Annotated in this window: 27 protein-coding genes and 1 pseudogene; 21 read left to right on the forward strand and 7 right to left on the reverse strand. The window is 65.9% G+C overall.

Features of this window, described 5'->3' with window-relative positions; all coding sequences use genetic code 11:
* Nucleotide 1: 1 nt before the first annotated feature.
* Complete coding sequence (locus ACSQ23_RS17740) at nt 2-199, reverse strand: hypothetical protein (protein WP_436091398.1); 198 nt, start codon at nt 197-199, stop codon at nt 2-4.
* A gap of 421 nt (nt 200-620) precedes the next feature.
* Between ACSQ23_RS17740 and ACSQ23_RS17745 the strand changes: the two genes are divergently transcribed.
* The 10 genes from ACSQ23_RS17745 to ACSQ23_RS17790 all read left to right on the forward strand — a co-directional run bounded on the left by ACSQ23_RS17745 (nt 621) and on the right by ACSQ23_RS17790 (nt 5824).
* A complete protein-coding gene (locus ACSQ23_RS17745) occupies nt 621-953 on the forward strand; it encodes a cupredoxin domain-containing protein (protein WP_436091399.1) in 333 nt (110 codons plus the stop codon).
* A 79-nt stretch (nt 954-1032) separates the two neighbouring features.
* Nucleotides 1033-1476 (forward strand): Crp/Fnr family transcriptional regulator, encoded by a 444-nt coding sequence (locus tag ACSQ23_RS17750; RefSeq protein WP_055880647.1) that lies wholly within the window; start codon nt 1033-1035, stop codon nt 1474-1476.
* 168 nt (nt 1477-1644) lie between these two features.
* On the forward strand, nt 1645-1896 hold the full coding sequence (locus ACSQ23_RS17755) for a hypothetical protein (RefSeq protein ID WP_055881271.1): 252 nt from the start codon (nt 1645-1647) through the stop codon (nt 1894-1896).
* A 75-nt stretch (nt 1897-1971) separates the two neighbouring features.
* Nucleotides 1972-2511: a pyridoxamine 5'-phosphate oxidase family protein gene (locus ACSQ23_RS17760; RefSeq protein ID WP_436091400.1), complete on the forward strand. Its 540-nt coding sequence runs from the start codon at nt 1972-1974 to the stop codon at nt 2509-2511.
* Nucleotides 2512-2863: 352 nt separating this feature from the next.
* The gene (locus ACSQ23_RS17765) at nt 2864-3232 is read left to right on the forward strand and encodes an SH3 domain-containing protein (protein ID WP_436091401.1); all 369 of its coding nucleotides are present in this window, start codon (nt 2864-2866) and stop codon (nt 3230-3232) included.
* A gap of 167 nt (nt 3233-3399) precedes the next feature.
* The gene (locus ACSQ23_RS17770) at nt 3400-3753 is read left to right on the forward strand and encodes an SH3 domain-containing protein (RefSeq protein ID WP_056001105.1); all 354 of its coding nucleotides are present in this window, start codon (nt 3400-3402) and stop codon (nt 3751-3753) included.
* Between the two features lie 196 nt (nt 3754-3949).
* Complete coding sequence (locus ACSQ23_RS17775; RefSeq protein WP_055880656.1) at nt 3950-4321, forward strand: SH3 domain-containing protein; 372 nt, start codon at nt 3950-3952, stop codon at nt 4319-4321.
* Nucleotides 4322-4553: 232 nt separating this feature from the next.
* Nucleotides 4554-5012: an SH3 domain-containing protein gene (locus ACSQ23_RS17780; RefSeq protein ID WP_055880659.1), complete on the forward strand. Its 459-nt coding sequence runs from the start codon at nt 4554-4556 to the stop codon at nt 5010-5012.
* Between the two features lie 108 nt (nt 5013-5120).
* Nucleotides 5121-5540 carry an SH3 domain-containing protein gene (locus ACSQ23_RS17785; RefSeq protein WP_436091402.1) on the forward strand — a complete coding sequence of 140 codons (420 nt, stop codon included), beginning with the start codon at nt 5121-5123 and terminating at the stop codon, nt 5538-5540.
* A 62-nt stretch (nt 5541-5602) separates the two neighbouring features.
* A complete protein-coding gene (locus ACSQ23_RS17790) occupies nt 5603-5824 on the forward strand; it encodes a hypothetical protein (protein ID WP_055880664.1) in 222 nt (73 codons plus the stop codon).
* 229 nt (nt 5825-6053) lie between these two features.
* On the opposite strand, the gene ACSQ23_RS17795 is transcribed toward ACSQ23_RS17790, so the two are convergent.
* The 3 genes from ACSQ23_RS17795 to ACSQ23_RS17805 all read right to left on the reverse strand — a co-directional run bounded on the left by ACSQ23_RS17795 (nt 6054) and on the right by ACSQ23_RS17805 (nt 8155).
* The gene (locus tag ACSQ23_RS17795) at nt 6054-6494 is read right to left on the reverse strand and encodes a hypothetical protein (RefSeq protein ID WP_436091403.1); all 441 of its coding nucleotides are present in this window, start codon (nt 6492-6494) and stop codon (nt 6054-6056) included.
* Between the two features lie 282 nt (nt 6495-6776).
* Nucleotides 6777-7724, reverse strand: coding sequence for a DMT family transporter (locus ACSQ23_RS17800; protein ID WP_436091404.1), 948 nt, complete (start codon nt 7722-7724; stop codon nt 6777-6779).
* Between the two features lie 110 nt (nt 7725-7834).
* Nucleotides 7835-8155 (reverse strand): hypothetical protein, encoded by a 321-nt coding sequence (locus tag ACSQ23_RS17805; RefSeq protein ID WP_056001124.1) that lies wholly within the window; start codon nt 8153-8155, stop codon nt 7835-7837.
* A 271-nt stretch (nt 8156-8426) separates the two neighbouring features.
* Here ACSQ23_RS17805 and ACSQ23_RS17810 point away from each other — a divergent pair, with 271 nt between their 5' ends.
* Genes ACSQ23_RS17810 through ACSQ23_RS17820 form a run of 3 tightly spaced genes read left to right on the forward strand, consistent with a single transcriptional unit; the run spans nt 8427 to nt 11921 of the window.
* Entirely contained in the window at nt 8427-9233 is an 807-nt protein-coding gene (locus tag ACSQ23_RS17810) for an SDR family oxidoreductase (protein WP_055880672.1), read from the forward strand.
* A complete protein-coding gene (uvrC, locus tag ACSQ23_RS17815) occupies nt 9194-11134 on the forward strand; it encodes an excinuclease ABC subunit UvrC (RefSeq protein ID WP_436091405.1) in 1941 nt (646 codons plus the stop codon). The genes ACSQ23_RS17810 and uvrC overlap by 40 nt, the downstream gene beginning before the upstream one ends.
* Nucleotides 11135-11141: 7 nt before the next feature.
* Complete coding sequence (locus ACSQ23_RS17820; RefSeq protein WP_436091406.1) at nt 11142-11921, forward strand: carbon-nitrogen hydrolase family protein; 780 nt, start codon at nt 11142-11144, stop codon at nt 11919-11921.
* Between the two features lie 356 nt (nt 11922-12277).
* Here ACSQ23_RS17820 and ACSQ23_RS17825 read toward each other — a convergent pair whose 3' ends face one another.
* From ACSQ23_RS17825 to ACSQ23_RS17835, 3 genes and pseudogenes are all read right to left on the reverse strand, one after another.
* On the reverse strand, nt 12278-12421 hold the full coding sequence (locus tag ACSQ23_RS17825; RefSeq protein WP_082434123.1) for a DUF1127 domain-containing protein: 144 nt from the start codon (nt 12419-12421) through the stop codon (nt 12278-12280).
* A gap of 232 nt (nt 12422-12653) precedes the next feature.
* A complete protein-coding gene (locus tag ACSQ23_RS17830; protein WP_436091407.1) occupies nt 12654-13451 on the reverse strand; it encodes a carbohydrate ABC transporter permease in 798 nt (265 codons plus the stop codon).
* A pseudogene (locus tag ACSQ23_RS17835) lies at nt 13448-14298 on the reverse strand (carbohydrate ABC transporter permease). The gene ACSQ23_RS17830 and the pseudogene ACSQ23_RS17835 overlap by 4 nt, the downstream one beginning before the upstream one ends.
* A gap of 376 nt (nt 14299-14674) precedes the next feature.
* Between ACSQ23_RS17835 and ACSQ23_RS17840 the strand changes: the two are divergent.
* The 8 genes from ACSQ23_RS17840 to ACSQ23_RS17875 all read left to right on the forward strand — a co-directional run bounded on the left by ACSQ23_RS17840 (nt 14675) and on the right by ACSQ23_RS17875 (nt 19834).
* Nucleotides 14675-15106, forward strand: a complete 432-nt coding sequence (locus tag ACSQ23_RS17840; RefSeq protein ID WP_244488506.1) for a MarR family winged helix-turn-helix transcriptional regulator — start codon at nt 14675-14677, stop codon at nt 15104-15106.
* Nucleotides 15107-15338: 232 nt separating this feature from the next.
* Nucleotides 15339-16415, forward strand: coding sequence for a 3-deoxy-7-phosphoheptulonate synthase (locus tag ACSQ23_RS17845; protein ID WP_436091408.1), 1077 nt, complete (start codon nt 15339-15341; stop codon nt 16413-16415).
* Between the two features lie 303 nt (nt 16416-16718).
* On the forward strand, nt 16719-17267 hold the full coding sequence (gene pgsA, locus ACSQ23_RS17850; protein WP_055881279.1) for a CDP-diacylglycerol--glycerol-3-phosphate 3-phosphatidyltransferase: 549 nt from the start codon (nt 16719-16721) through the stop codon (nt 17265-17267).
* The gene (locus tag ACSQ23_RS17855) at nt 17264-17515 is read left to right on the forward strand and encodes a MoaD/ThiS family protein (RefSeq protein ID WP_055880686.1); all 252 of its coding nucleotides are present in this window, start codon (nt 17264-17266) and stop codon (nt 17513-17515) included. The genes pgsA and ACSQ23_RS17855 overlap by 4 nt, the downstream gene beginning before the upstream one ends.
* A gap of 3 nt (nt 17516-17518) precedes the next feature.
* Nucleotides 17519-17968, forward strand: a complete 450-nt coding sequence (locus ACSQ23_RS17860) for a molybdenum cofactor biosynthesis protein MoaE (RefSeq protein ID WP_055880689.1) — start codon at nt 17519-17521, stop codon at nt 17966-17968.
* Nucleotides 17968-18402 (forward strand): VOC family protein, encoded by a 435-nt coding sequence (locus ACSQ23_RS17865; protein ID WP_436091409.1) that lies wholly within the window; start codon nt 17968-17970, stop codon nt 18400-18402. Before ACSQ23_RS17860 ends, ACSQ23_RS17865 begins: the two co-directional genes overlap by 1 nt.
* Nucleotides 18399-19349: a phosphotransferase family protein gene (locus tag ACSQ23_RS17870; RefSeq protein WP_436091410.1), complete on the forward strand. Its 951-nt coding sequence runs from the start codon at nt 18399-18401 to the stop codon at nt 19347-19349. The genes ACSQ23_RS17865 and ACSQ23_RS17870 overlap by 4 nt, the downstream gene beginning before the upstream one ends.
* A gap of 2 nt (nt 19350-19351) precedes the next feature.
* Nucleotides 19352-19834, forward strand: coding sequence for a nucleoside deaminase (locus tag ACSQ23_RS17875; RefSeq protein ID WP_436091411.1), 483 nt, complete (start codon nt 19352-19354; stop codon nt 19832-19834).
* Nucleotides 19835-19840 lie beyond the last annotated feature (6 nt).

Consider the following 19840-nt stretch of genomic DNA (forward strand, 5'->3'; position numbering starts at 1 on the left):
CTCACCCCTGCTCGATGGTCAGCGTGCCGTGGGCCCGATCCTCGATGGTCTGCAGCGGCAAGCTCAGCCGGAACTCGTCGCCGGCGGGGTGGTAGATGGCGAAGCGAAAGCCCTTCTGCAGCAGCGCTTCCACCTCGTCCTGGGTGAACTTGGTGTGCCGCGTGGTGCGGCCGTTGAGCGGAATGGTGTGTCTGGGCATGGCGCGTCTCCGGCGTATGTTCTTGATTTGTTCTAGGCGAGAGGTTTTCGCGGAGTCCACTCCCTTCGTTGGGATTTCAACCCTGCCGCTCTGGCGAGGGCACGGGTGGGCGGGGCGCTGCGCGAGCGCGAGACTGCATCGGCGTAGAGGGTTTGACTCGGTATCGAACCACCCACCGGCTGTCATCCCAGCGAAAGCTGGGACCCAACGCGCAGCCCGTGCCAGCGGTTGGATGGGTCCCAGCTTTCGCTGGGATGACATCGAGTATGTTCTGGCTATCTGTGAAAATGGGCTCCCGCGTCCCCCGAAGGAGAGGTGAAGAGGTCGAAGCCGGCACCGCGCCTTCACCACTCCGTGACCCCGCATTGCGCCACCGCCTGCCGGCTCCTAGCCTTCATCGGCCATCCCGGAGGAGGCTCGCATGCGCAATTCGTTCCTCGCCGTTGCCCTGGCGGTGCCGCTGATCATCGGCGGGCTCGCCCTCGGCGTCCTGCCCGCCGAGGCGGCCGGGCACACCGTCACCATAGAGGGACACAAGTTCAAACCCGCCAAGCTCACTGTCGCCGCGGGCGACACCATCACCTTCATCAACCAGGACAGCGCCCCGCACACCGCCACCGCCAATGACGGCGCCTTCGACACCGGCCGGTTGTCGACCGGCAAGCGGGCCACCGTCACCGTCAGCGCCGCCGGTGCGCATGCCTATATCTGCAAGATCCACCCCTCGATGAAGGGCACCGTGACCGTCCACTAGCTGCCCAACGGCGCCCGGTCGCACCGACTCGACGGCCACGCTCCGGGCCGCTAGCCTGCCGTCAAACGGGGGATCGACCATGGCCAATCTGCTGGCGCTGACCAATACCTATCCGACTGTGAGCCTCGCGCGCGGCGAGCGGCTGATCGAGACCGGCGAGTCGCGCGGCGAGCTGTTCATCCTCGTCTCCGGCCGGCTGGTGGTCGAGCGCGACGGCGTCGAAGTGGCGCGCATCTCCGAGCCCGGCACCCTGGTCGGCGAAATGAGCATCCTGCTCGGCGCCGATCACTCGGCCAACGTCACCGCCCTCACCCCGGTGGAAGTGCGCCATATCGAGGATGGGCTGCGCTGGCTCGAGCAGAGCCCGATCGCCGCCCTGCACGTCGCCACCCTCGCCTGCCAGCGGCTCGATGCCACCAGCGCGCTGCTGGTGCAGCTGAAGAAAGAGAGCGAGGGGCACCGCGACCAGGGCTTGCTCGAGCGGCTGTTCGGCGCCGTCACCGGGGCCGAAACCCGCGCCTGAGCCATCGGCAGGGTTGATGGCAGCCATAACCGCGACTGCATTGATCTTGTCGCCGCGCCGCCCGAACATGGCGTCATGCTGAAAGACCAGCCCCTCGACGGGCAAGACACAGACGATCGCAACGACCCGGAGGCTCCCGAGGCCCCGCTCTCGAACGGCGGCCCGCCGTTGAACGATTCCCCGCGTCCCTGGGGCGATAACGGCATCGGCAACTATTTCGAGTGGAAGGCCGCCAGCGAAAAGGCCTTCAACGACGTGCCCTACGATATCGCGGTGATGCGCGCCCGCCGCGCCGAGGCGATGGGGCTGACCTACAGGGAATACACCCTCGAGATTCTCGAGCGCGGCCGCTACCTCAGCGCCGACGCCGATGCCGAGCGCATCGCCGAGATCAAGCGGCGCCGCCCGATCCGCTACTGATCACTTCGCCATCAGGTGGCAACTCCGCGGGCCCCTGGCCCGTTTGCCTCGTCATCGCAACGACAGGAGCCGATCATGGCCAATGAAGAACATCGCCTCACGCCCGCCGAGCTCACCGACAAGGCCTGGCACCTCGCCGAGAAGATCCGCATTGCCCTCCTAACCAGCTGGGATGGCGAGCAGCAGCGCATCCGCCCGCTTGCGGCCACGGTCGATCGCGATGCTGACGTGATCCAGTTCCTCATCGGCGTCAGCGGCGGCACCACCCTGGCCGAGGCCACCGGCGCCCCGGCTCTCACGCTGGTGCAGCAGGTGAAGAAATACCCGACCGTCACCCTCGCCTTCGCCGATCACGACGCGCAGGACTATGTCACCATCACCGGCCAGGCTGCGGTCAGCAATGATCGCGCGCGGATCAAGGAGCTGTGGACGCCCTTCGCGAGAGCCTGGTGGGACAGCGCCGACGACCCGGAAATCCGATTGCTCACGGTGACGCCGGAGAATGCCGAGATCTGGGAAGGCCCCAACCAGCTGGCCGCCACCGCCCTCATGCTCACCGCCGCGATTACCGGAGCGAAGCCGCCGGTGGGCGACCATGGCGCGGTGCGGATGTAGGGCGGTCCAGCGAGGGCGTGGGGCGCGACACCTATCGGTTTGACGCGCTCTCGCCTTCCCCACCGGCTGTCATCCCAGCGAAAGCTGGGACCCAGCTATCGGCTGGCGCGGGCTGCGAAAGCCGGACGAGGGCAGAGCCCTCGCCGTGAGGTCCCAGCCTTCGCTGGGATGACACCGAGTTTGATGGGGCCACAGTGCCCACCCATTTCCCTCCGGACTTTCAAAGTCCGAGCCGTGGCATCCCTTGCCCTGGCAACTGCGCAGAACCGCGCCCCAAAACGGATGCCCCGATTTCGCCCGCTTTCCGGCGTTGCTGCTCGCCAACAAGAACAACAACAGCCGGAGTCTCCCGATGCGTATCGCCCTTCTCGCCCTCAGCCTCGTAGTCGCCAGCCTTGCGGCGCTGCCGGCCGAAGCCGCGTCGCGCGGCACGGCGCGCGCTTCGGCCGATATTCCGGTGCGCAGCGGGCCGGGCGCCGGCTACCGCACCATCGGCACGCTGCCCAAGGGTAGCCAGGTGCAGTTGCAGCGCTGCACCAGGGACTTCAACTGGTGCCTGTTCCTCGGCAGGGATGGCGAGCCGGCCGGCTGGGTGCGCGGCTCCTACCTCGTCGGTTCCGGCGCCAAGCTCGAGGTCACGCCCTACAAGTTCGAAGGCTTCGATCCGCTCGATCCGATCGATACCTGCGACGACGACGACAACAGCATCTTCTGCTGGTAGGCGCCGCCGCCTCAGGCGCCACCTTTGCCGCCACAATGATGAACAGATTCCGCGCAAGGCGCGAAATCATTCTACATGTACAAGGGTTTCAGCTTCGGTTCAGGCACATCCTTCTAACTTCACGGTCAAGGCAGTAACGCCAACCCACGAAACGAAGGAAACCGAAGATGTCTTTCCGCACTCTGAAAACCGCCGCTCTCGCCACTCTCGTCGTTATCGCCACTGCTGGCGTTTCGATGGCCGCCCAGTACGCCTGGGTTGAGAACAACACCAAGGTGAAGAAGTTTCACCAGCAGGCCTCGCAGAACGTCAACTGGGTCCAGGCCGGCCAGAAGGTGAAGATCGTTGGCCAGTGGAACAACTGGTACAAGCTGCAGATCCCGGGCCAGGATGGCTGGGTGAAGGGCAACGTGCTCGATTTCGCCCAGCAGTATCCGTTCCCCGGCTACGGCTATGGCTATGGCGGCTCGTTCTGCATCAACGGCCAGAACGCCTCGTTCTGCCTGAGCGGCGGTTACTGAGCTCCAGCCTGCGTGCTTCAACCCCATTCGGGTTGATCTCTACCGCGCCTCCGGGACCTCCCCCCGGAGGCGCTTTGTTTTCCGGGGGTTTCGGACTGCCGGGGTTTCAGGCTGCGTTCAGGTTGGGCCTGTTACACCTCATGACAAGGCAGCGATGCCACTAGCGACTTCAACGACTCCAACCAAGGATCCCATCATGTTCATCACCAGCATCAAGACCGCGGCTCTGGCCACCGCCATCGTCCTCGCCACTGCCGGCGCCTCCATGGCCGCCACCTGGGCCTATGTCGACCAGGACGCCAACGTCCGCAAGAACCACCAGAACGGCTCGCAGCCGATCAACACCGTCTACGAAGGCGACAAGGTGAAGGTCATCGGCCAGTGGAAGAACTGGTACAAGCTGCAGATCCCCGGCCCGGATGGCTGGGTGAAGGCCGGCGTGCTCGATTTCGACTATTACGATGACGGCCCGGTCTACCCGGTCAAGCCCGGCTACGGTTACGGCTTCGGCAGCAGCTTCTGCGTCGACGGCAAGAACGCCCAGTTCTGCCTCGGCACCAGCTACTAACCGGGCGGCTTCGCCGTTAGGCGAAACGCTCCCTCGGGCGGCTTCGCCGCTAGGCGAAACCCCTACCCCATCGGCTGTCAGCTCAGCCGACCGCAAAGCGCTCCCGGGACCTCCCCCCCGGGGGCGCTTTCGTTTACCAGCGGTTAACACCTCTCCACTCCGGCAACGCAGCGTTTCGGGCCCCTCGCGCGTTACTCCCTTCCAAGTTACTCCCCTCCAAAAGGAGTCCCGCATGTCACCAGTTCGCGTCGCCCTCTCAGTCCTTGCCACCCTTGCCGGCCTCGGCCTCGGCATAGCACCGGCCAGCGCCGGCGGCGCCGTGGCGTCGGCCGTCGTCAATGTCCGCGCCGGCCCGGGTGGCAGCCATCCGGTTATCGCCGTGCTCGCGCCCGGCGAGCGGGTCCGCATCGATCATTGCCGCGGTCCGTGGTGCCTCGTCCGCCAATCCGGCCCGGATGGCTGGGTCGATGCGAACTACCTCACCACGCCGCGTCATTACGCCCGGCATGGCTTCGTCGCAGAGGTCGAGCACGACAGCGGCAGCTATGCTGGCGGCTACTATGGCGGCGAGCGCTACTATGACAACTACACGTTCCTCGAGCGGCCGCACCAACGGTACCGTGAGTATGATTTCTACGGCGACATCATCTGCATCCACGGCCGCTATGCGCAGGTCTGCCCCCGCAACTGAGTGAGGCAACCCAAGGGCGCAACTGTTCATTTTCGGTTCAGGAAACCCGGAGCAGGTTGGCGGCGTTTGGGGATATCGAGATCACGTTACCTCCCGAAAGGACCCGTCATGCCCCTCCGTCCCATCGCCATCGGCCTTGCCAGCGCGCTGTTCGCGCTCGCCGCCGGCGCCAGCGCGGCCAGCGCCGCCACCGCCTATGCATCCTCGACCGTCAACGTCCGCGCCGGCGCCGGGACCGGCTATGCGGTCGTCGGCGTGCTGCGCCCGGGCCAGCGGGTCGAGATCGACTATTGCAAGGGCGCGTGGTGCCTCATCGAGCAGCGCGGCCCGGATGGCTGGGTGAACGCCAATTACCTCAATGCGGATCGCTACCGCGATCGCGATTATTACGACGACGACTATTACGACGACTACGATGACGGCTTCTATCTGGAGCGCCCGCGCTACCGCGCTCGCCCGATCTATCCGTTCTATCGCAGCCAGGCCTGCTTCGGCCGGCCCAACGTGTCGTTCTGCTTCAGCAACTGACCCGCTTGCCGGGCGCTGTGACGCGGCCTATTTAGTCCGAACCACACAGCGCCCGGTGCCCGATGTCCACGCCGCAGATGAAGCCTTACGTGAAGCTCGCCTCCACCCTCGCCAGCGTGGGCCTGGGCATCTTCTTCATCGAACGCTTCGGGCTGACGGAACTGCAGAAGAACGGCAGCATCCACATCGACGGCACGATCCTGTCGATCATGGTGCTGGCGCCGATCGTGCTGGTGATCGCCGGCGCCGTGGTCTTCATGGTCGGCAAGATGCGGCGGCTGTAGGGCTGTTCACTGCCCCTCTCCGAGATCTGCACAGTTGGCGCCCCTATCGTCCCCTCGCCCCTCTGGGGAGAGGGTCAGGGTGAGGGGCAGCCAAGCACACCACATGAGCAGTTATCACCTGCGCGGTAGGCCACCCCAGGCCGTGGGTCCCGCGCGCTTGGCGCCCCTCACCCCCGCCCTCTCCCCAGAGGGGCGAGGGGGCGCGGTGGCACCGCCGGCGGTCTCCGCCTTACTCCACCCGCAGCCGCTCGACGTCGATGCCGCGCGCCACGAGCGGCTCGCGCATGCGGCGGCCCATGAATTCGTTGATGCCGTAGAGCGCCAGCGCCGCCACCAGCAGCACGATACCGAAGCCGCGCGTCCCCTCTTCGGTGCCGATGGCGATCGCCGCCAGCACCGCGGCCGCCCCGCCGCCGAGCAGGATGTACCACTTGCGCTCAGCCTGCACCCTTAGGTTGCGGGCGCTCGACAGCAGCAGGTCCCTGAGCTCGAGATCGCCCATCGCCGCCAGCTCCGAGCTGCCGCCTTCGCGCCGGATCGTCTGCATATAGGCCTCGACGCGCCGCTCGATCACGTCCTGCCGCTCGGCATCGCGCCGCCCGCGGAAGAAATAGCTGCCGACAATGCCGATCAGCCCCAGCACCAGCACGACTTCCAGCAGCACAACCATCGGCCAATCCCCTTCCGCGAGGCGTCAGCGCCCATTGTGCATCAGATGTCCCTGAGGGGGTGGGGATTCAAGGGCTGGGGCGTGTGGCCCCACCCCCTCCGAGCTGCGCTAGGTCGCTACGCTCCCAAGCTTCGCTTGCTTCCCCCATCAAGGCGGAGGTGGGGTCCTGAGCTTTGGCACTCCCTTGCCCCAAGCACCGAACGGCACCTCCCCCTTGATGGGGGAGGATGGGAGGGGGTGGGGCCACGCGCTTAACTGCATCCGATGACCACTGCCGATCCCTCAATGCGGCAGTGTCTCTTCCTCTGCCGCGGTCATCTCACCCCGCCGCCCGACCCGGCTCAGATGCCGCTCGCGCGCCATCACCACCAACCCGGCGCCGACAATGATGCCGCCGCCGATCAGCGCTACCGGATCGATCAGGTGTCCGAACACCTGGTAGCTGAGGAAAATGCCCCAGGGCAGCGCGAAATAGTTGAACGGCTGCAGCGTGCTGGCCGGGGCTCGCGACAGCGCCACCATCATCAGCCCATGCGCCGCCGTCGACGTGACCATCACCAGCCCCATCTGCAGCATGGCGGCGAGGTCCATCGGCTGCCAGAAGAACACGCCCACCGCGGTGGTCAGCAGCAGCCCGACCACGCCGACATAGACCATGCTGGTCGCCGTGGTGTCGGCGCTCGACACCTTGCGGGTCAGCGCGATGTAGACGGCATAGCTCGCCGCCGAGAGGATGGCGAAGATCACCCCGCCATCGATCGGCAAGCCGCCCGGTCGAACGATCACCAGCGCCCCGCAGAAACCGATGAACACCGCCACCAGCCGGAACAGCCCGACCTTTTCGCCGAGGATCGGGATCGCCACCAGCGTCGCCATCAGCGGATAGACCAGCACCACCGCCTGCAGTTCGGCCAGCGGCACGGTCTTCAGCGCCATGGCGAAGAACCAGATATCGACCACCAGGAGGATCGCCCTGAGCCATTGCAGCCAGGGATATTTTGAGCGGAACGCCTCTCTGAGCGGGCCCTGCCGGCTCACCAGCACCAGCGAAAACGCCGCGAAGGCCCAGAACCGCAGCATGGCGAGCTGGAACGGCGAATGCGTCTGCACCAGCGACTTGGAAACCGCGTCCTGGATACCGAAGATGACGATGGCCAGAAGGGTGAGGCCGATGCCGAGCGCGATATTGTCGGCCCGGCGGCGGGGTTGCCCGGCATGGGGCTCAGTCATGGACATACTCTGGATAGTCAAACGCCCCGGGCACACTGCCCGGGGCAAGTAACGGGAACTAGAACGCTCTCAGGGTCTGAAAGCGCGATCGATGTGGATGGCGCCAGCGCTCAGCTGCTCTTCATCGTGGCGTTCTTGATCAGCCCGGCAATGGTGGTCAGCAGGCCACCGCCGACGAGGCCGGTCAGGCCCTGCCCGGCCAGCGCGCCGATATCCATGCCGCCCGTGCCGGCTGCCGCCGCCGCGGTGCCGACCAGGCCGGAAAGCCCCGGGATCATGCCGGCCAGCCAGGTGCCGAGCCAGCCGCCGATCGCACCGGCGATGGTGTTGCCCACCGGCCCGAGATTGACCTGCTTGAGCACGGCCGCAATACCGTTGCCCCCAACGCCGCCGCCAATCAGTTGAACGAGAATCGGAATAATTGCTTCCATTGGACGCTCCTCAGATCCAGCTTTTGGAAGCCGAGTGGCCCCCAACTCGCAAGTGCGACGTTACGCCTGATTGCAGAGAGTCGGTAGTCACAAGCTTGCACGTACTTGAAGCAGCGGGGGAAATCCGGGTGGACCGGCAATTGTTGCCGCCAGCTCTGCTTGCGATACGTGCCTCACGGCTGCCCCTCGCCGGCCGACAACTTGGCGCGCCCCAACCACACAGCCGTCAATTGAAGCGGCGCGCGCGAAGCCCTATCTTCCGGCTCGACTCATGACATCCGCACCCGCACACATCCCGGCCGATTCCAGCCGTGTCGCCCTTGTCACCGGAGCCGCCGACCGCGTCGGCGCCGCTATCGCGCGCCGGCTGGCCGGCGACGGCTGGGCGGTGGTGATCCACTATCGTTCGTCAGCCGAAAAGGCCGAGGCTGTGGCGACCGAAATCCGTGCGGCCGACATCCGCGCCGGTGGCGGCAAGGCCGCGACCATCGGCGCCGATCTTGCCGACCGCGGCCAGCGCGCCCGCCTCATCGCCGAGGCGGCGAAGCCCTTCGGCCCCCTCACCCTCCTCGTCAACAACGCTTCGAGCTTCGAGCGCGACTCCATCGCCGATCTCGATGAGAGCCTGTGGGACGCCCACTTTGCCGTCCACGCCGAGGCCCCCGCCTTCCTGTCGCGCGATTTCGCCGCCCAGCTGCCCGAGGGCAAAACCGGCAACATCATCAACATCATCGACGAGCGCGTCCTCGACCTGTCGCCGGCCTATTTCAGCTACACCCTGAGCAAAGCCGTGCTCTGGACCATGACCCGCACCCTGGCCCAGTCGCTGGCGCCGCGCATCCGGGTCAACGCCATCGGCCCCGGCCCCACCGTGCCGCCGCCGCATGTCTCGCCCGAGGCCCACCTTCGCCGCCTCACCGAACTGCCGCTCGGCCGCGCCGCCGGGCCCGATGGGATCGCCGATGGCGTCGCCGCAATCCTTGGCCTCGATGCGATGACCGGCCAGATGATCGTCCTCGATGGCGGCGAGCATATCGAATGGCCGGCCCGCCGCGGCCCCACCCCGAGGCGCAAATGACCGAGACGCCTCCCTTGCCAACCACGCCAAGCCCGCCAATCTCCGGCGCCGAGGTCATCAAGACCTTCGTCAAGACCCTGCCCCCCTCACCCGGCGTCTACCGGATGTTCGACGAGGCCGGCGAGGTCGTCTATGTCGGCAAGGCGCGCAACCTCAAGGCGCGCGTCACCAACTATACTCGCCCCGAAGGCCTCGATATCCGCATCCGGCGGATGATCGAAGCGACGCGCAACATGGAGTTCGTGCGCACCGAGACGGAAGCCGAAGCGCTGCTGCTCGAAGCCAACCTGATCAAGCGCCTGAAGCCGCGCTTCAACGTGCTGCTGCGCGACGACAAGAGCTTCCCCTACATCCTGATCGCCACCGAGCACGAAGCCGCCGAGCTCAAAAAGCACCGCGGCTCGCGCCGCATCAAGGGCCACTATTTCGGCCCCTTCGCCTCGGCTTTGGCGGTCAAGCGCACCATCACCGCGCTGCAGCGCGCCTTCCTGCTTCGTACTTGCTCGGACAGCTTTTACAAGGCCCGCACCCGGCCCTGCATGCTGCACCAGATCAAGCGCTGCTCGGCCCCCTGCACCGGCGAAATCTCGATGGCCGACTATAACGAGCTGGTCGAGGAAGCCCGGCAGTTCCTCTCCGGCAAGTCCAAGTCGGTACAGGACCACCTCGCCGCCGATATGAACGTCGCCGCCGAGAACCTCGATTTCGAGCGTGCCGCCCTGCTGCGCGATCGCCTCTCGGCCCTCGCGCTGGTGCAGTCGCAGGGCGACGTTGCCTCGAAATCGGTCGAGGAAGCCGACGTCTTCGCCATCGGCCACGAGGCCGGGCAGTTCTGCGTCCAGGTGTTCTTCTTCCGCGCCTACCAGAACTGGGGCAACCACGCCTTCCGGCCGCGCGCCGACGCTTCGCTCTCCGATGCCGAAGTGCTCGAGGCCTTTATCGGCCAGTTCTATGAGGATCGCACCCCGCCCAAGCAGATCCTGCTCTCGCATGAGCTCAGCGAGAAGGAGCTGATGGAGGAGGCTCTGTCGGCCCGCGCCGGCTCAAAGGTCTCGATCCAGACGCCGCAGCGCGGCGAAAAGAAGGACCTGGTCCAGCACGCGCTCAACAATGCCCGCGAGGCGCTCGGCCGCCAGCTGGCCGAAGGCGCGACGCAGAAGACTTTGCTCGAGGGCGTCGCTACGCTGTTCGGCCTCGACGAGCCGCCGCGCCGCATCGAGGTCTACGACAACTCGCACATTTCCGGCACCAACGCCGTCGGCGCCATGATCGTCGCCGGCGAAGAGGGGCTGAACAAGAAGTACTACCGCACCTTCAACATCCGCTCGACCGACATCACCCCGGGCGACGATTTCGGCATGATGCGCGAAGTGCTGACCCGCCGCTTCACCCGCCTCGCCAACGAGAGCGAACCGGAAGCCGAAGACGAGAACACCGGCATGCCGGATTGGCCGGACGTCGTCTTCATCGACGGCGGCGCCGGCCAGCTCAATGCGGTGCGCCAGGTTATCGCCGAACTGAACCTGCAGAAGGAGGTGACCTTCATCGGCATCGCCAAGGGCGAGGAGCGCGATGCCGGCCGCGAAAAATTCTTCATGGAAGGCCGCGACGCCTTCATGCTGCCGCACCGCGATCCGGTGCTCTATTACGTCCAGCGCCTGCGCGACGAAGCCCACCGCTTCGCCATCGGCACGCATCGCGCCAAGCGCAAGAAGGACGTGATCCGGAACCCGCTCGACGAGATCGAAGGCATCGGGCCGACGCGCAAGCGCGCCCTGCTGCAGCGCTTCGGTTCCGCCAAGGCCGTCGGCCGCGCCGCCCTCGCCGACCTCATCGCCGTGCCTGGCGTCTCCACCCAGCTGGCGCAGCAGATCTACGACCACTTCAACGGCCCCGGCTGATCGGCGCGTGCGCAGCGTCAGGATCGCCGCCGCCCAGACCGTCGAGTATCGCGAGGACATCGGCGCTGCTTTGCGCTGTGTGGCCGAGCTTGCGGCCCGGGCCGAGGCCGCGGGCGCGGCACTGCTGTGCTTTCCCGAGGGCTTTCTGCAGGGCTACCTGGTCGACGAAGCCTCAGCGCGGCGCCAGGCGCTCGATCTCGGCTCCAGCGCCTTCCAGTCCGTAGTCGCCGAGCTTCCCCGTAGTGGGCCCATGCTGGTCATCGGCATGCTGGAGCTGGATGACGGGCAGCTGTTCAACACCGCCATCGTGGTGCAGCACGGCCAGTTCATCGGTCGCTACCGCAAGGCCCACCTGCTGGGCGCCGAACGGGCCTTCACCGCGGGAACGGAGAGCCCCAGCTTCGAGGTCGACGGCCTGCGCTTCGGCATCAACACCTGCTACGACACCAACTTCCCCGAGGCCGCGCAGAAGGTCGCCGATACCGGCGCTTCGCTGCTGCTCTGCGTCGCCAACAACATGCTGCGGCGCGAGACGGCGGAGACCTTCAAGCACCAGCACAACGCCATCCGCGGCGAGCGCTGCCGCGAGACCGGCCTGTGGCTGATGTCGTCCGACGTCACCGGCGAACGCGACGGCCGCGTCGCCTGGGGCCCGACCGCCGTGCTCGACCCGCACGGGCAGGTCGTGGCGCAGTTGCCGCTCAATGAACCGGGCCTGCTGTTCTTTGGTCTGCCCACGGGCACCGGCCCCATCTCCCCCCATGCGGGGGAGAAAGCGATTTCTTAGGCTTGGCCCTTCGCCAAGTCTTAGAAATCGCAAGAGGGGGGATTTTGCGGGCACGGTAGCTCCCCACGGCCCCCTCTCTGGCGAAAACTAAGGACTTAGCTGCGCTAAGCCCAAGTTTTCGCTTTCTCCCCCGCCAAGGGGGAGAGTCCCGACTGATGCTTCGATGCAAGTGGAGACCACCGATCATCTCCCCCCATGCGGGGGAGAAAGCGACTTCTTGGGCTTAGCGTTTGCTAAGTCCTAGAAATCGCAAGAGAGGCGAAGCTGGCGGGCGCGATACAAGCAACTTCCACACCCCCCAAAAACAAAAGGCGCCCACTGGGCGCCTTCGTTCATCTCATCGCTGAGAAAGCTGCTTAGTTGACCGCAGTACGGGCGACCGACTTGATGTCGTCGCGGGTGATGCCGAGGTCGCGAAGCTGGGTGTTGCTCAGCTGCGAGAGCTCACGGACGGTGCGGTTGTAGGCGGCGAACTGCGAGAGCTTCTGACGGATGTTCATTTGGTTTCCCCTTCTGTTTGGTGATGCTGATATAGGCCCACCAACCCGACCCAACCAGTAGGGTATTACGCACCCGAGCTATGCACCCTGTGCATGCCGTGCGAACCAGAGTTAAGTTTGCGTTCAGGATTGCAGGGGGTTGAGGGGAGCGCGACCGCCAAGCCATGCGTTTTCGTTCATAATGCATTCATATGACGAGCCGCCCGGCGGCAACCCTGTGGCAGATCCGTGGCTAGCCCTTGATGCCGCTCGACAGCATGATCGCCTCGGTCACCTTCTTCTGGAACACCAGGTAGACCAAAGCCACCGGCAAGCCGGCCAGCAGCGCCGCGGCCAGCCCGCCGACATCGAGATATTGCTCGACCAGGCCGATCGCCACCGTGACATTCATCAGCGGCTCTTTCGTCACCACCAGGAACGGCCACAGGAAGGCGTTCCAGGCGCCGATGAAGACGATGATCGCCAGCGCCGCCGTCACCCCCCAGTTCACCGGCAGGTAGATGCTCCACAGCACGCGCGCATGGCTGGCGCCGTCGACCTTGGCCGCCTCGTTCAGTTCTTTGGGAACGCTGTCGAAGAACTGCTTGTAGACGATCACCGCGATGGGCGCGATCAGCTGCGGCAGGATCACCCCGGCCCAGGTGTTGACCAGCTTCCAGCTGTTCATCAGCAGGAAGTGGTTCACGATCAGCGCCTGTACCGGGATCATGAAGCTCGCGAGGATCAGGTACCACAGCGCCTTGCGGCCCCAGAACTCGAGCTGCGAGATGGCGTAGCCGGCGGCGGCGCTGATGGCGATCACCACCACGGTCACCGTGCCGGAGGTCACCAGCGAGTTGAGGTACCAGAGCCCGATCGGCGTGCCGAACAGCGCCTTGGCATAGACCACCAGCCCATCGAGCGGCGCCCCATCCGCCTCTGGCGCCACCGTCGTCAGGATCGCCCAGACCAGCGGAAACGCCCAGGCCACCGCTGCAGCAACCGTCAGCAGCGCCAGCACCAACCCGGCAAGGTTCAACCGGCGGATCATTTACGCGCTCGCAGCAGCTGGAACTGCAGCACCGACACCGCGGCGACGATGACGAACAGCGCCACGGCCACGGTCGCGGCATAGCCGCCCTGGTTGCGCTGAAAGGCCAGCGTGTAGATGTACTGCACCAGCACCATCGAAGCATCGACCCGGCCACCCTGCACCAGCAGGTACACCTGGTCGAATACCTTGATCTGCATGATCAGCTGGATGGTCAGCACCAAAGCCGTCACCGGCCAGATCAGCGGCCAGGTGATACTGCGGAACTGCATCCACCGCCCTGCCCCATCGAGCTTGGCTGCCTCATAGAGCTCAGCCGGAATGTTCTTCAGCCCCGCCATGAACAGCAGCACGTTGAAGCCGACCGTCCACCACACGGTGATGGTCGCGGCGATCGGCAAGACGAATGGCGGCCGGCCGAGGACCCGATCCGGCAGCACCAGCTGCCCCGGCCCATAGACGAACCAGGTCCAGATCGAGGTCACCGTGGTGACAGGCAGAATGTAGGGCAGGAAGAACACCGCCATCACCACTGCCTGCCAGACCCCCTTGAGCCGCACCACCAGCATGGCGAAGCCGAGCCCCAGCAGCGTTCCCGGCACCACCGTCAGCGCCACGAAATAGGCGGTGTTGGCGACCGAGTTGCCGAAGCGCCAGTCGCGGAACAGCTTCAGGTAGTTGCTGAGCCCCCCCATTCGCCTGGCAGGATCAGCTGCCCATCGGTCAGGCTCATCGCCAGCATCTGCAGCGTCGGATAGAGGAACAAGGCTGCATAGACGATGACGAACGGCGCCACCAAAGGCAGCGCCGCGCGATTGTCCGGTTTCTTCCTGACGGGGGTGGTCATCGTCCGCGGCTTATGCGGGTTGTGACGTGGGAGATCAACGGCCATCGGCCGCTTGATAAGCGCCGCCATTCATCGAGCTGACGCACTGTAGTTACCCCAAACTCGATGTCATCCCAGCGAAAGCTGGGACCCAACTCTCCCCTGGCGCGGGCTGCGAAATGGGTTCCAGCTTTCGCTGGGTGCTAAAGCGCCGGGCCAAGCCCGATCGAAGCATTGATCGTACCCAGCATCCCCAGCCTGGTGTTGCCCACCACCACCCATTTGTGGTTGTTCGCTTGCGAACGCCCGCAAGGCGGATGCCGATATCGGAGCTATCCAATCTAGCTCCGCATAATTAGGATACTAGCTAATGGTAACAAGCGATCCAGCACACCTGATGCGCGATCTCACCCGGGACCTGCTGCTCACCGGGCGGCTGTGGCGCAAGATGGCGCGGGCCGTCGCTGCCAAGCATGGCGTGTCCGAGGCTGCCTCGGCGCCGCTGATCTGGATCGACCGTCTCGGCGAGAATGTGCGCCAGAACGCCCTCGCCGACGCCATCGGCATCGAAGGCGCCTCGCTGGTCCGGCTGATCGATGAGCTGCAGGCTTCCGGCCTCGTCACCCGCGAGCCCGACCCCACCGACCGCCGCGCCAACGCCGTCTCCCTCACCGACCGAGGACGCGAGGTCGTCGCCGAGGTCAACGAGGACGTGATGGCGCTCCGCCGCCAGGTGCTCGGCGCGCTCGACCCCGCCGACTTCGAGGCGGCGCTGCGCGTCTTCGCCGCCATCAAGACGGCGGCCGCCAGGGATGGCGGCGAGCAGTAGTATTCGACGAACGGATGAACTGAGCCCCGTGACAAGTCAGTAAAGCTCGGCTACAAACCCGCCCATGAACCTTCGCGCCGCCTATTCGTATTGGTATTTTACCACCGGAAGCCGCTGGCAGCCGAAGGGGCGCGTTTGACGTAAAACACCAAACCGAGATTTCCCAAAAAGCCGCCAGATCACCTGGCGGCTTTTTTGTCGCCGGTGCCGAGAACCCCGAGGAGCCGACGACATGCTGAAATCCACCGACGACCTGCGTATCAAACAGATCCGCGAACTCCGAACCCCCGAAGAGGTGATCCGCGAGTTCCCGCGCACCGACGCGGCGACCCGCACAGTGATCAGCTCACGCCACGCGCTGCACAACATCCTCCATGGCACGGACGATCGGCTCGCCGTCGTCGTCGGTCCCTGCTCGATCCACGATCCCAAGGCGGCGCTCGACTATGCCCGCCGCCTCGCCCCGCTCCGTGAGCGCCTGGGCGGCAGCCTCGAGATCGTCATGCGAGTCTATTTCGAAAAGCCCCGCACCACCGTCGGCTGGAAGGGCCTGATCAACGACCCCAATCTCGATGGCAGCTTCGATATCGATAACGGGCTGCGGCTCGCCCGTTCGCTGCTGCTCGAGATCAACAATCTCGGCCTGCCCGCCGGCTCCGAATTCCTCGACATGACCACCCCGCAGTTTTTTGCAGATCTGATCTCGTGGGGCGCGATCGGCGCGCGCACCACCGAGAGCCAGGTGCACCGCGAGCTCGCCTCGGGGCTGAGCTGCCCGGTCGGCTTCAAGAACGGCACCGACGGCAATGTCCGCATCGCGCTGGACGCGGTGAAATCCGCCAGCCAGCCGCACCATTTCCTGGCCGTGACCAAGTCCGGCCACTCCGCCATCGCGGCCACGACCGGCAATGACGACTGCCACATCATCCTGCGCGGCGGCAGCAAGGCGACCAACTACGATGCGCTCAGCGTCGATGCCTCCTGCAAGGAAGCCGAAAAGTCCGGCATCCGCCCGGCGGTGATGATCGACGCCAGCCACGCCAATTCGTCGAAGAAGCCGGAAAACCAGCCCATGGTGCTGGCCGAAGTCGGCGCGCAGATCGCCGCCGGCGACAAGCGGATCATCGGCGTCATGGCCGAATCCAACCTCGTCGCCGGCCGCCAGGACCTCGTACCGGGCAAGGAGCTGGTCTACGGCCAGTCGATCACCGACGGCTGCATCGACTGGGACTCGACCGTCGAGGTGCTGGAAAAGCTGGCCGAGGCCGTGGAAGAGCGGCGCCGGGTGACGGGGCAGTTGGTGGCGTAGCAGACGCCACCGAAGCCGGCAGTCGGCGACCCTCTCCCGCTTGCGGGGGAGGGGGACCAGCCGAAAGGCTGGTGGGAGGGGGGTGCCACAAACTCTGGCCTCCGCCCAGTCCGCTTACGATCAGTGCGTGGGGCACCCCCCTCCCACCACGCTTTCGCGTGGTCCCCCCTCCCCCGTAAACGGGAGAGGGTCGCCGACTGCGGGTCCCGAGTTCAACCTTCCCGCAACCCTGCCGCCCCACCCTGCCTTGACCGCGCCACGGCGATAGCGTCTTCTCGCGGCATGCAAATTCCGCCGCAACTGATGACGCTTCCCAACCAGCTGACCATCGGCCGCATCCTCGCGATTCCGGTGATCTGCCTGTTCCTCGTTGCCGGCTGGGAGTGGCTGCGCTGGATCGCGCTGCTGCTCTACATCGCCGCCGCCGTTTCCGACTGGCTCGACGGTTTCCTCGCCCGCCGGATGAACCTCAACTCGGCGCTCGGCAAGATGCTCGATCCGATCGCCGATAAGCTCTTGGTCGGCGCGCTGCTCATCACCTTCGCCTGGACCCGCGATCTCAACGGCTGGGACCTGATCCCGGCCATCGCGATCATGCTGCGCGAGATCTTCGTTTCGGGCCTCCGCGAATATCTCGGCAACCGCTCGATCAGCGTGCCCGTCACCTTCCTCGCCAAGTGGAAAACCACTGCACAACTCGTCGCGCTCGGCCTGATCATCGCCGCCCCGATGCTGCTCGGCCTCGGCTTCATCAGCCACGTGGTCCTGTGGATCGCCGGCGGGCTCACCGTCTGGACCGGCTGGGAATACCTGCGCTCCACTTGGCCGCATCTGTCGGGACCTGAACTATGAAGATCCGCTATTTCGCCTGGCTGCGCGAGCGCCTCAACCGCGGTGAGGAAGACGTTACCCCGCCGGCCGAGGTGATCACCGTCGGCGACCTGATTCAGTGGCTGAGGGATCGCGACGAAGCCGCTGATCTGGCGATGCAAAAGCCCAGCCTGATCAAGGCGGCGCTCGATACCGAAATCGTGCCGCACTCGACCCCGATCGGCAATGCCAAGGTCATCGCCCTGTTTCCGCCGATGACCGGCGGCTGACCCGTGTCGGTCCGCCTGCAGCAGGCGCCCTTCGATCCGGGCGCCGAGGCCAATGCCTTCCTTGCCGCCTCGGCCGGCGCCGGCGCTGCGGTCACCTTTACCGGCCTCGTCCGCTCGCGCCCCGATGATCCGGTCAGCACGCTGACGCTCGAGAGCTACCCCGAACTGGCGGAAGCCCAGATCGGCAAGGCCATCGCCGAGGCGGTGGTGCGCTTCGGCCTCATCAAGGCGTCGGTCATCCACCGCTATGGCCAGCTCGCCGTGGGCGAGCCCATCGTCCAGGTGATGACGCTGGCCCCGCACCGGCAGGCCGCCTTCGACGGCGCCTCCTTCCTGATGGATTATCTGAAGACCGACGCCCCGTTCTGGAAGAAGGAAGCGACGCCCGAAGGCGAGCGCTGGGTCGAGGCCAAGCCCGAAGACGACGACGCCCGCGCCAAATGGAACAAATGATGACCGACACCCGCCCACCCTTCTCGCTCGTGGGCATCGACCACGTCGTCTTCCTCGTCGACGACCTCGAGAAAGCCACCAGATGGTACGCCGACGTGCTCGGCTGCCAGCCGGGCTATTCGTATCCGGCGCTCGGCATGGAGCAGGTCTGGTGCGGCGCCGCCCTGATCGTCCTCTGGGACATCACCCATCCCGGAGCCGCCTCCGCCATTCCGCCGGGGAAGGGCGGCCGCAATGTCGACCATGTCTGCATTGCGCTCTCGCCCTTCGATGAAGGCGCCATGCGCGCCCACCTCGCGGCGCATGAGGTGCGCATCGAGCGCGAAGCCCTGCATGGCGGGGCTCGCGGCATGGGCAACTCGTTCTATGTGCTCGATCCCTGGGGCAACAAACTCGAACTCAAGGGCCCGGCGGTCTATCCGGACGGGCGATGAGCGCCGAACCGGATTTCGCCGCCCTCGCGGCTCGCATCGTCAACGAGCTGCTCGGCTGGTCGCCTGAGCACGTCGAGCGCTTCGCCACCGGCGCCGCGCATTACGTCTTCGACGTCTCATCTCCAGGGCGTGAATCGGTGGTGGCGCGCCTCGGCCACCCCTATCGCGCCGCGGGTCTCGCCGAGGGCGCCCGCCTGATGGCAGAGCTCCACGCGCTCGGCGTACCGCTGCCCGGGGTTATCGCCCATGGCAGCATCGATGGCTTTCCCTACATGCTGATCGAGCGGCTGCCGGGCACCGATCTCGGCAATGTCGTGACCGAGCTCACCGACCCGCAACTGCGCGCCATTGCCGAGAACGTCGCCGCCGCGCAAACCGCCGCGGCAAAGTCCCCTCCTGGCAATCGCTACGGCTATGCAGCGACGCCCGAAACCGCGCCGCACGACCGCTGGTCGAAGGAGCTCGACTCGAACTTCGCCCGCTCGGTGCAGCGCCTCACCGCCGCGGCCTTGTTCGACCCGGCGGTGCTCGCCCCGGTCGGCGCGGCGATCGAGCGGCATCGGGCCGAACTCGATACGATTCCGGCAACGCCGTTCCTCCACGATACCACCACCCGCAACGTCATCGTCAGCCCCGAAGGCGGTTTCTCCGGCATCGTCGATGTCGATGATCTCTGCTTCGGCGACCCGCGCTACGCCCCGGCGCTCACCCTTGCAGCACTCACCTCGATGCGGGGCCCCAAACACTATGTCGACTACTGGATGGATGCGGCAGGCCACCGCAACGACCACATCTTCAGCCTCTATGTGGCGCTCTTCCTGCTCGACCTGATGAGCGAGCATGGCCACGTCTTCAACGGCAATGAGCAGCCCTCGACGCCGGAAGCCCGGGCCGTCCTGCTTGATGCACTGACCTTCGAAACTGCCCGCCTCGCCACCTGGAGCTGACGATGAACGAGACCGACCACAAGCATCTGCTGCGCTGCGCTGAGCTGGCGGAAACCGCGCTCAGCACCAACAATGATCCGTTCGGCTCAATCCTCGTCTCGGCCTCCGGCGAAGTGCTGTTCGAGGAGCACAACTGGGAGTCCACCGGCGATGCGACGCGGCATCCCGAGATCGATATCGCCAAATGGGCAGCGGCCAACATGAGCGCCGCCGAGCGCGCCGTCGCCACCGTCTATACCTCCGGCGAGCACTGCCCGATGTGCGCCGCAGCCCATGCCTGGGTTGGGCTCGGCCGCATCGTCTACGCCGTCTCGTCGGCGCAACTGACCGAGTGGCGGACCGCCATGGGCGATGGCCCCTCGCCGGTCAACGGACTGCCGATCTCGGCCATCGCGCCGGGGTTGCCGATCGACGGCCCGGATCCGGCGCTGCAGGACCGGATGCATGAGCTGCACCGGCGGCGGCACGAGATGCGGCGGGGCTGACGACTT

The sequence above is a fragment of the Devosia sp. LjRoot16 genome (genome assembly GCF_964252795.1).
GTDB lineage: Bacteria > Pseudomonadota > Alphaproteobacteria > Rhizobiales > Devosiaceae > Devosia_A.

What these genes read in the sequence shown, in the direction of transcription:
- ACSQ23_RS17795 (WP_436091403.1), bottom strand. Translation starts at nt 6,494, where the DNA reads ATGGTTGTGCTGCTGGAAGTCGTGCTGGTGCTGGGGCTGATCGGCATT.
- ACSQ23_RS17805 (WP_056001124.1), bottom strand. Translation starts at nt 8,155, where the DNA reads ATGGAAGCAATTATTCCGATTCTCGTTCAACTGATTGGCGGCGGCGTT.
- ACSQ23_RS17840 (WP_244488506.1), top strand. Translation starts at nt 14,675, where the DNA reads ATGCGCGATCTCACCCGGGACCTGCTGCTCACCGGGCGGCTGTGGCGC.
- ACSQ23_RS17875 (WP_436091411.1), top strand. Translation starts at nt 19,352, where the DNA reads ATGAACGAGACCGACCACAAGCATCTGCTGCGCTGCGCTGAGCTGGCG.
- ACSQ23_RS17780 (WP_055880659.1), top strand. Translation starts at nt 4,554, where the DNA reads ATGTCACCAGTTCGCGTCGCCCTCTCAGTCCTTGCCACCCTTGCCGGC.
- ACSQ23_RS17765 (WP_436091401.1), top strand. Translation starts at nt 2,864, where the DNA reads ATGCGTATCGCCCTTCTCGCCCTCAGCCTCGTAGTCGCCAGCCTTGCG.
- ACSQ23_RS17790 (WP_055880664.1), top strand. Translation starts at nt 5,603, where the DNA reads ATGTCCACGCCGCAGATGAAGCCTTACGTGAAGCTCGCCTCCACCCTC.
- ACSQ23_RS17865 (WP_436091409.1), top strand. Translation starts at nt 17,968, where the DNA reads ATGACCGACACCCGCCCACCCTTCTCGCTCGTGGGCATCGACCACGTC.
- ACSQ23_RS17775 (WP_055880656.1), top strand. Translation starts at nt 3,950, where the DNA reads ATGTTCATCACCAGCATCAAGACCGCGGCTCTGGCCACCGCCATCGTC.
- ACSQ23_RS17845 (WP_436091408.1), top strand. Translation starts at nt 15,339, where the DNA reads ATGCTGAAATCCACCGACGACCTGCGTATCAAACAGATCCGCGAACTC.
- ACSQ23_RS17830 (WP_436091407.1), bottom strand. Translation starts at nt 13,451, where the DNA reads ATGATCCGCCGGTTGAACCTTGCCGGGTTGGTGCTGGCGCTGCTGACG.
- ACSQ23_RS17740 (WP_436091398.1), bottom strand. Translation starts at nt 199, where the DNA reads ATGCCCAGACACACCATTCCGCTCAACGGCCGCACCACGCGGCACACC.
- ACSQ23_RS17760 (WP_436091400.1), top strand. Translation starts at nt 1,972, where the DNA reads ATGGCCAATGAAGAACATCGCCTCACGCCCGCCGAGCTCACCGACAAG.
- ACSQ23_RS17800 (WP_436091404.1), bottom strand. Translation starts at nt 7,724, where the DNA reads ATGACTGAGCCCCATGCCGGGCAACCCCGCCGCCGGGCCGACAATATC.
- ACSQ23_RS17870 (WP_436091410.1), top strand. Translation starts at nt 18,399, where the DNA reads ATGAGCGCCGAACCGGATTTCGCCGCCCTCGCGGCTCGCATCGTCAAC.
- pgsA (WP_055881279.1), top strand. Translation starts at nt 16,719, where the DNA reads ATGACGCTTCCCAACCAGCTGACCATCGGCCGCATCCTCGCGATTCCG.
- ACSQ23_RS17745 (WP_436091399.1), top strand. Translation starts at nt 621, where the DNA reads ATGCGCAATTCGTTCCTCGCCGTTGCCCTGGCGGTGCCGCTGATCATC.
- ACSQ23_RS17750 (WP_055880647.1), top strand. Translation starts at nt 1,033, where the DNA reads ATGGCCAATCTGCTGGCGCTGACCAATACCTATCCGACTGTGAGCCTC.
- ACSQ23_RS17825 (WP_082434123.1), bottom strand. Translation starts at nt 12,421, where the DNA reads ATGAACATCCGTCAGAAGCTCTCGCAGTTCGCCGCCTACAACCGCACC.
- ACSQ23_RS17855 (WP_055880686.1), top strand. Translation starts at nt 17,264, where the DNA reads ATGAAGATCCGCTATTTCGCCTGGCTGCGCGAGCGCCTCAACCGCGGT.
- ACSQ23_RS17770 (WP_056001105.1), top strand. Translation starts at nt 3,400, where the DNA reads ATGTCTTTCCGCACTCTGAAAACCGCCGCTCTCGCCACTCTCGTCGTT.
- uvrC (WP_436091405.1), top strand. Translation starts at nt 9,194, where the DNA reads ATGGCCGGCCCGCCGCGGCCCCACCCCGAGGCGCAAATGACCGAGACG.
- ACSQ23_RS17785 (WP_436091402.1), top strand. Translation starts at nt 5,121, where the DNA reads ATGCCCCTCCGTCCCATCGCCATCGGCCTTGCCAGCGCGCTGTTCGCG.
- ACSQ23_RS17810 (WP_055880672.1), top strand. Translation starts at nt 8,427, where the DNA reads ATGACATCCGCACCCGCACACATCCCGGCCGATTCCAGCCGTGTCGCC.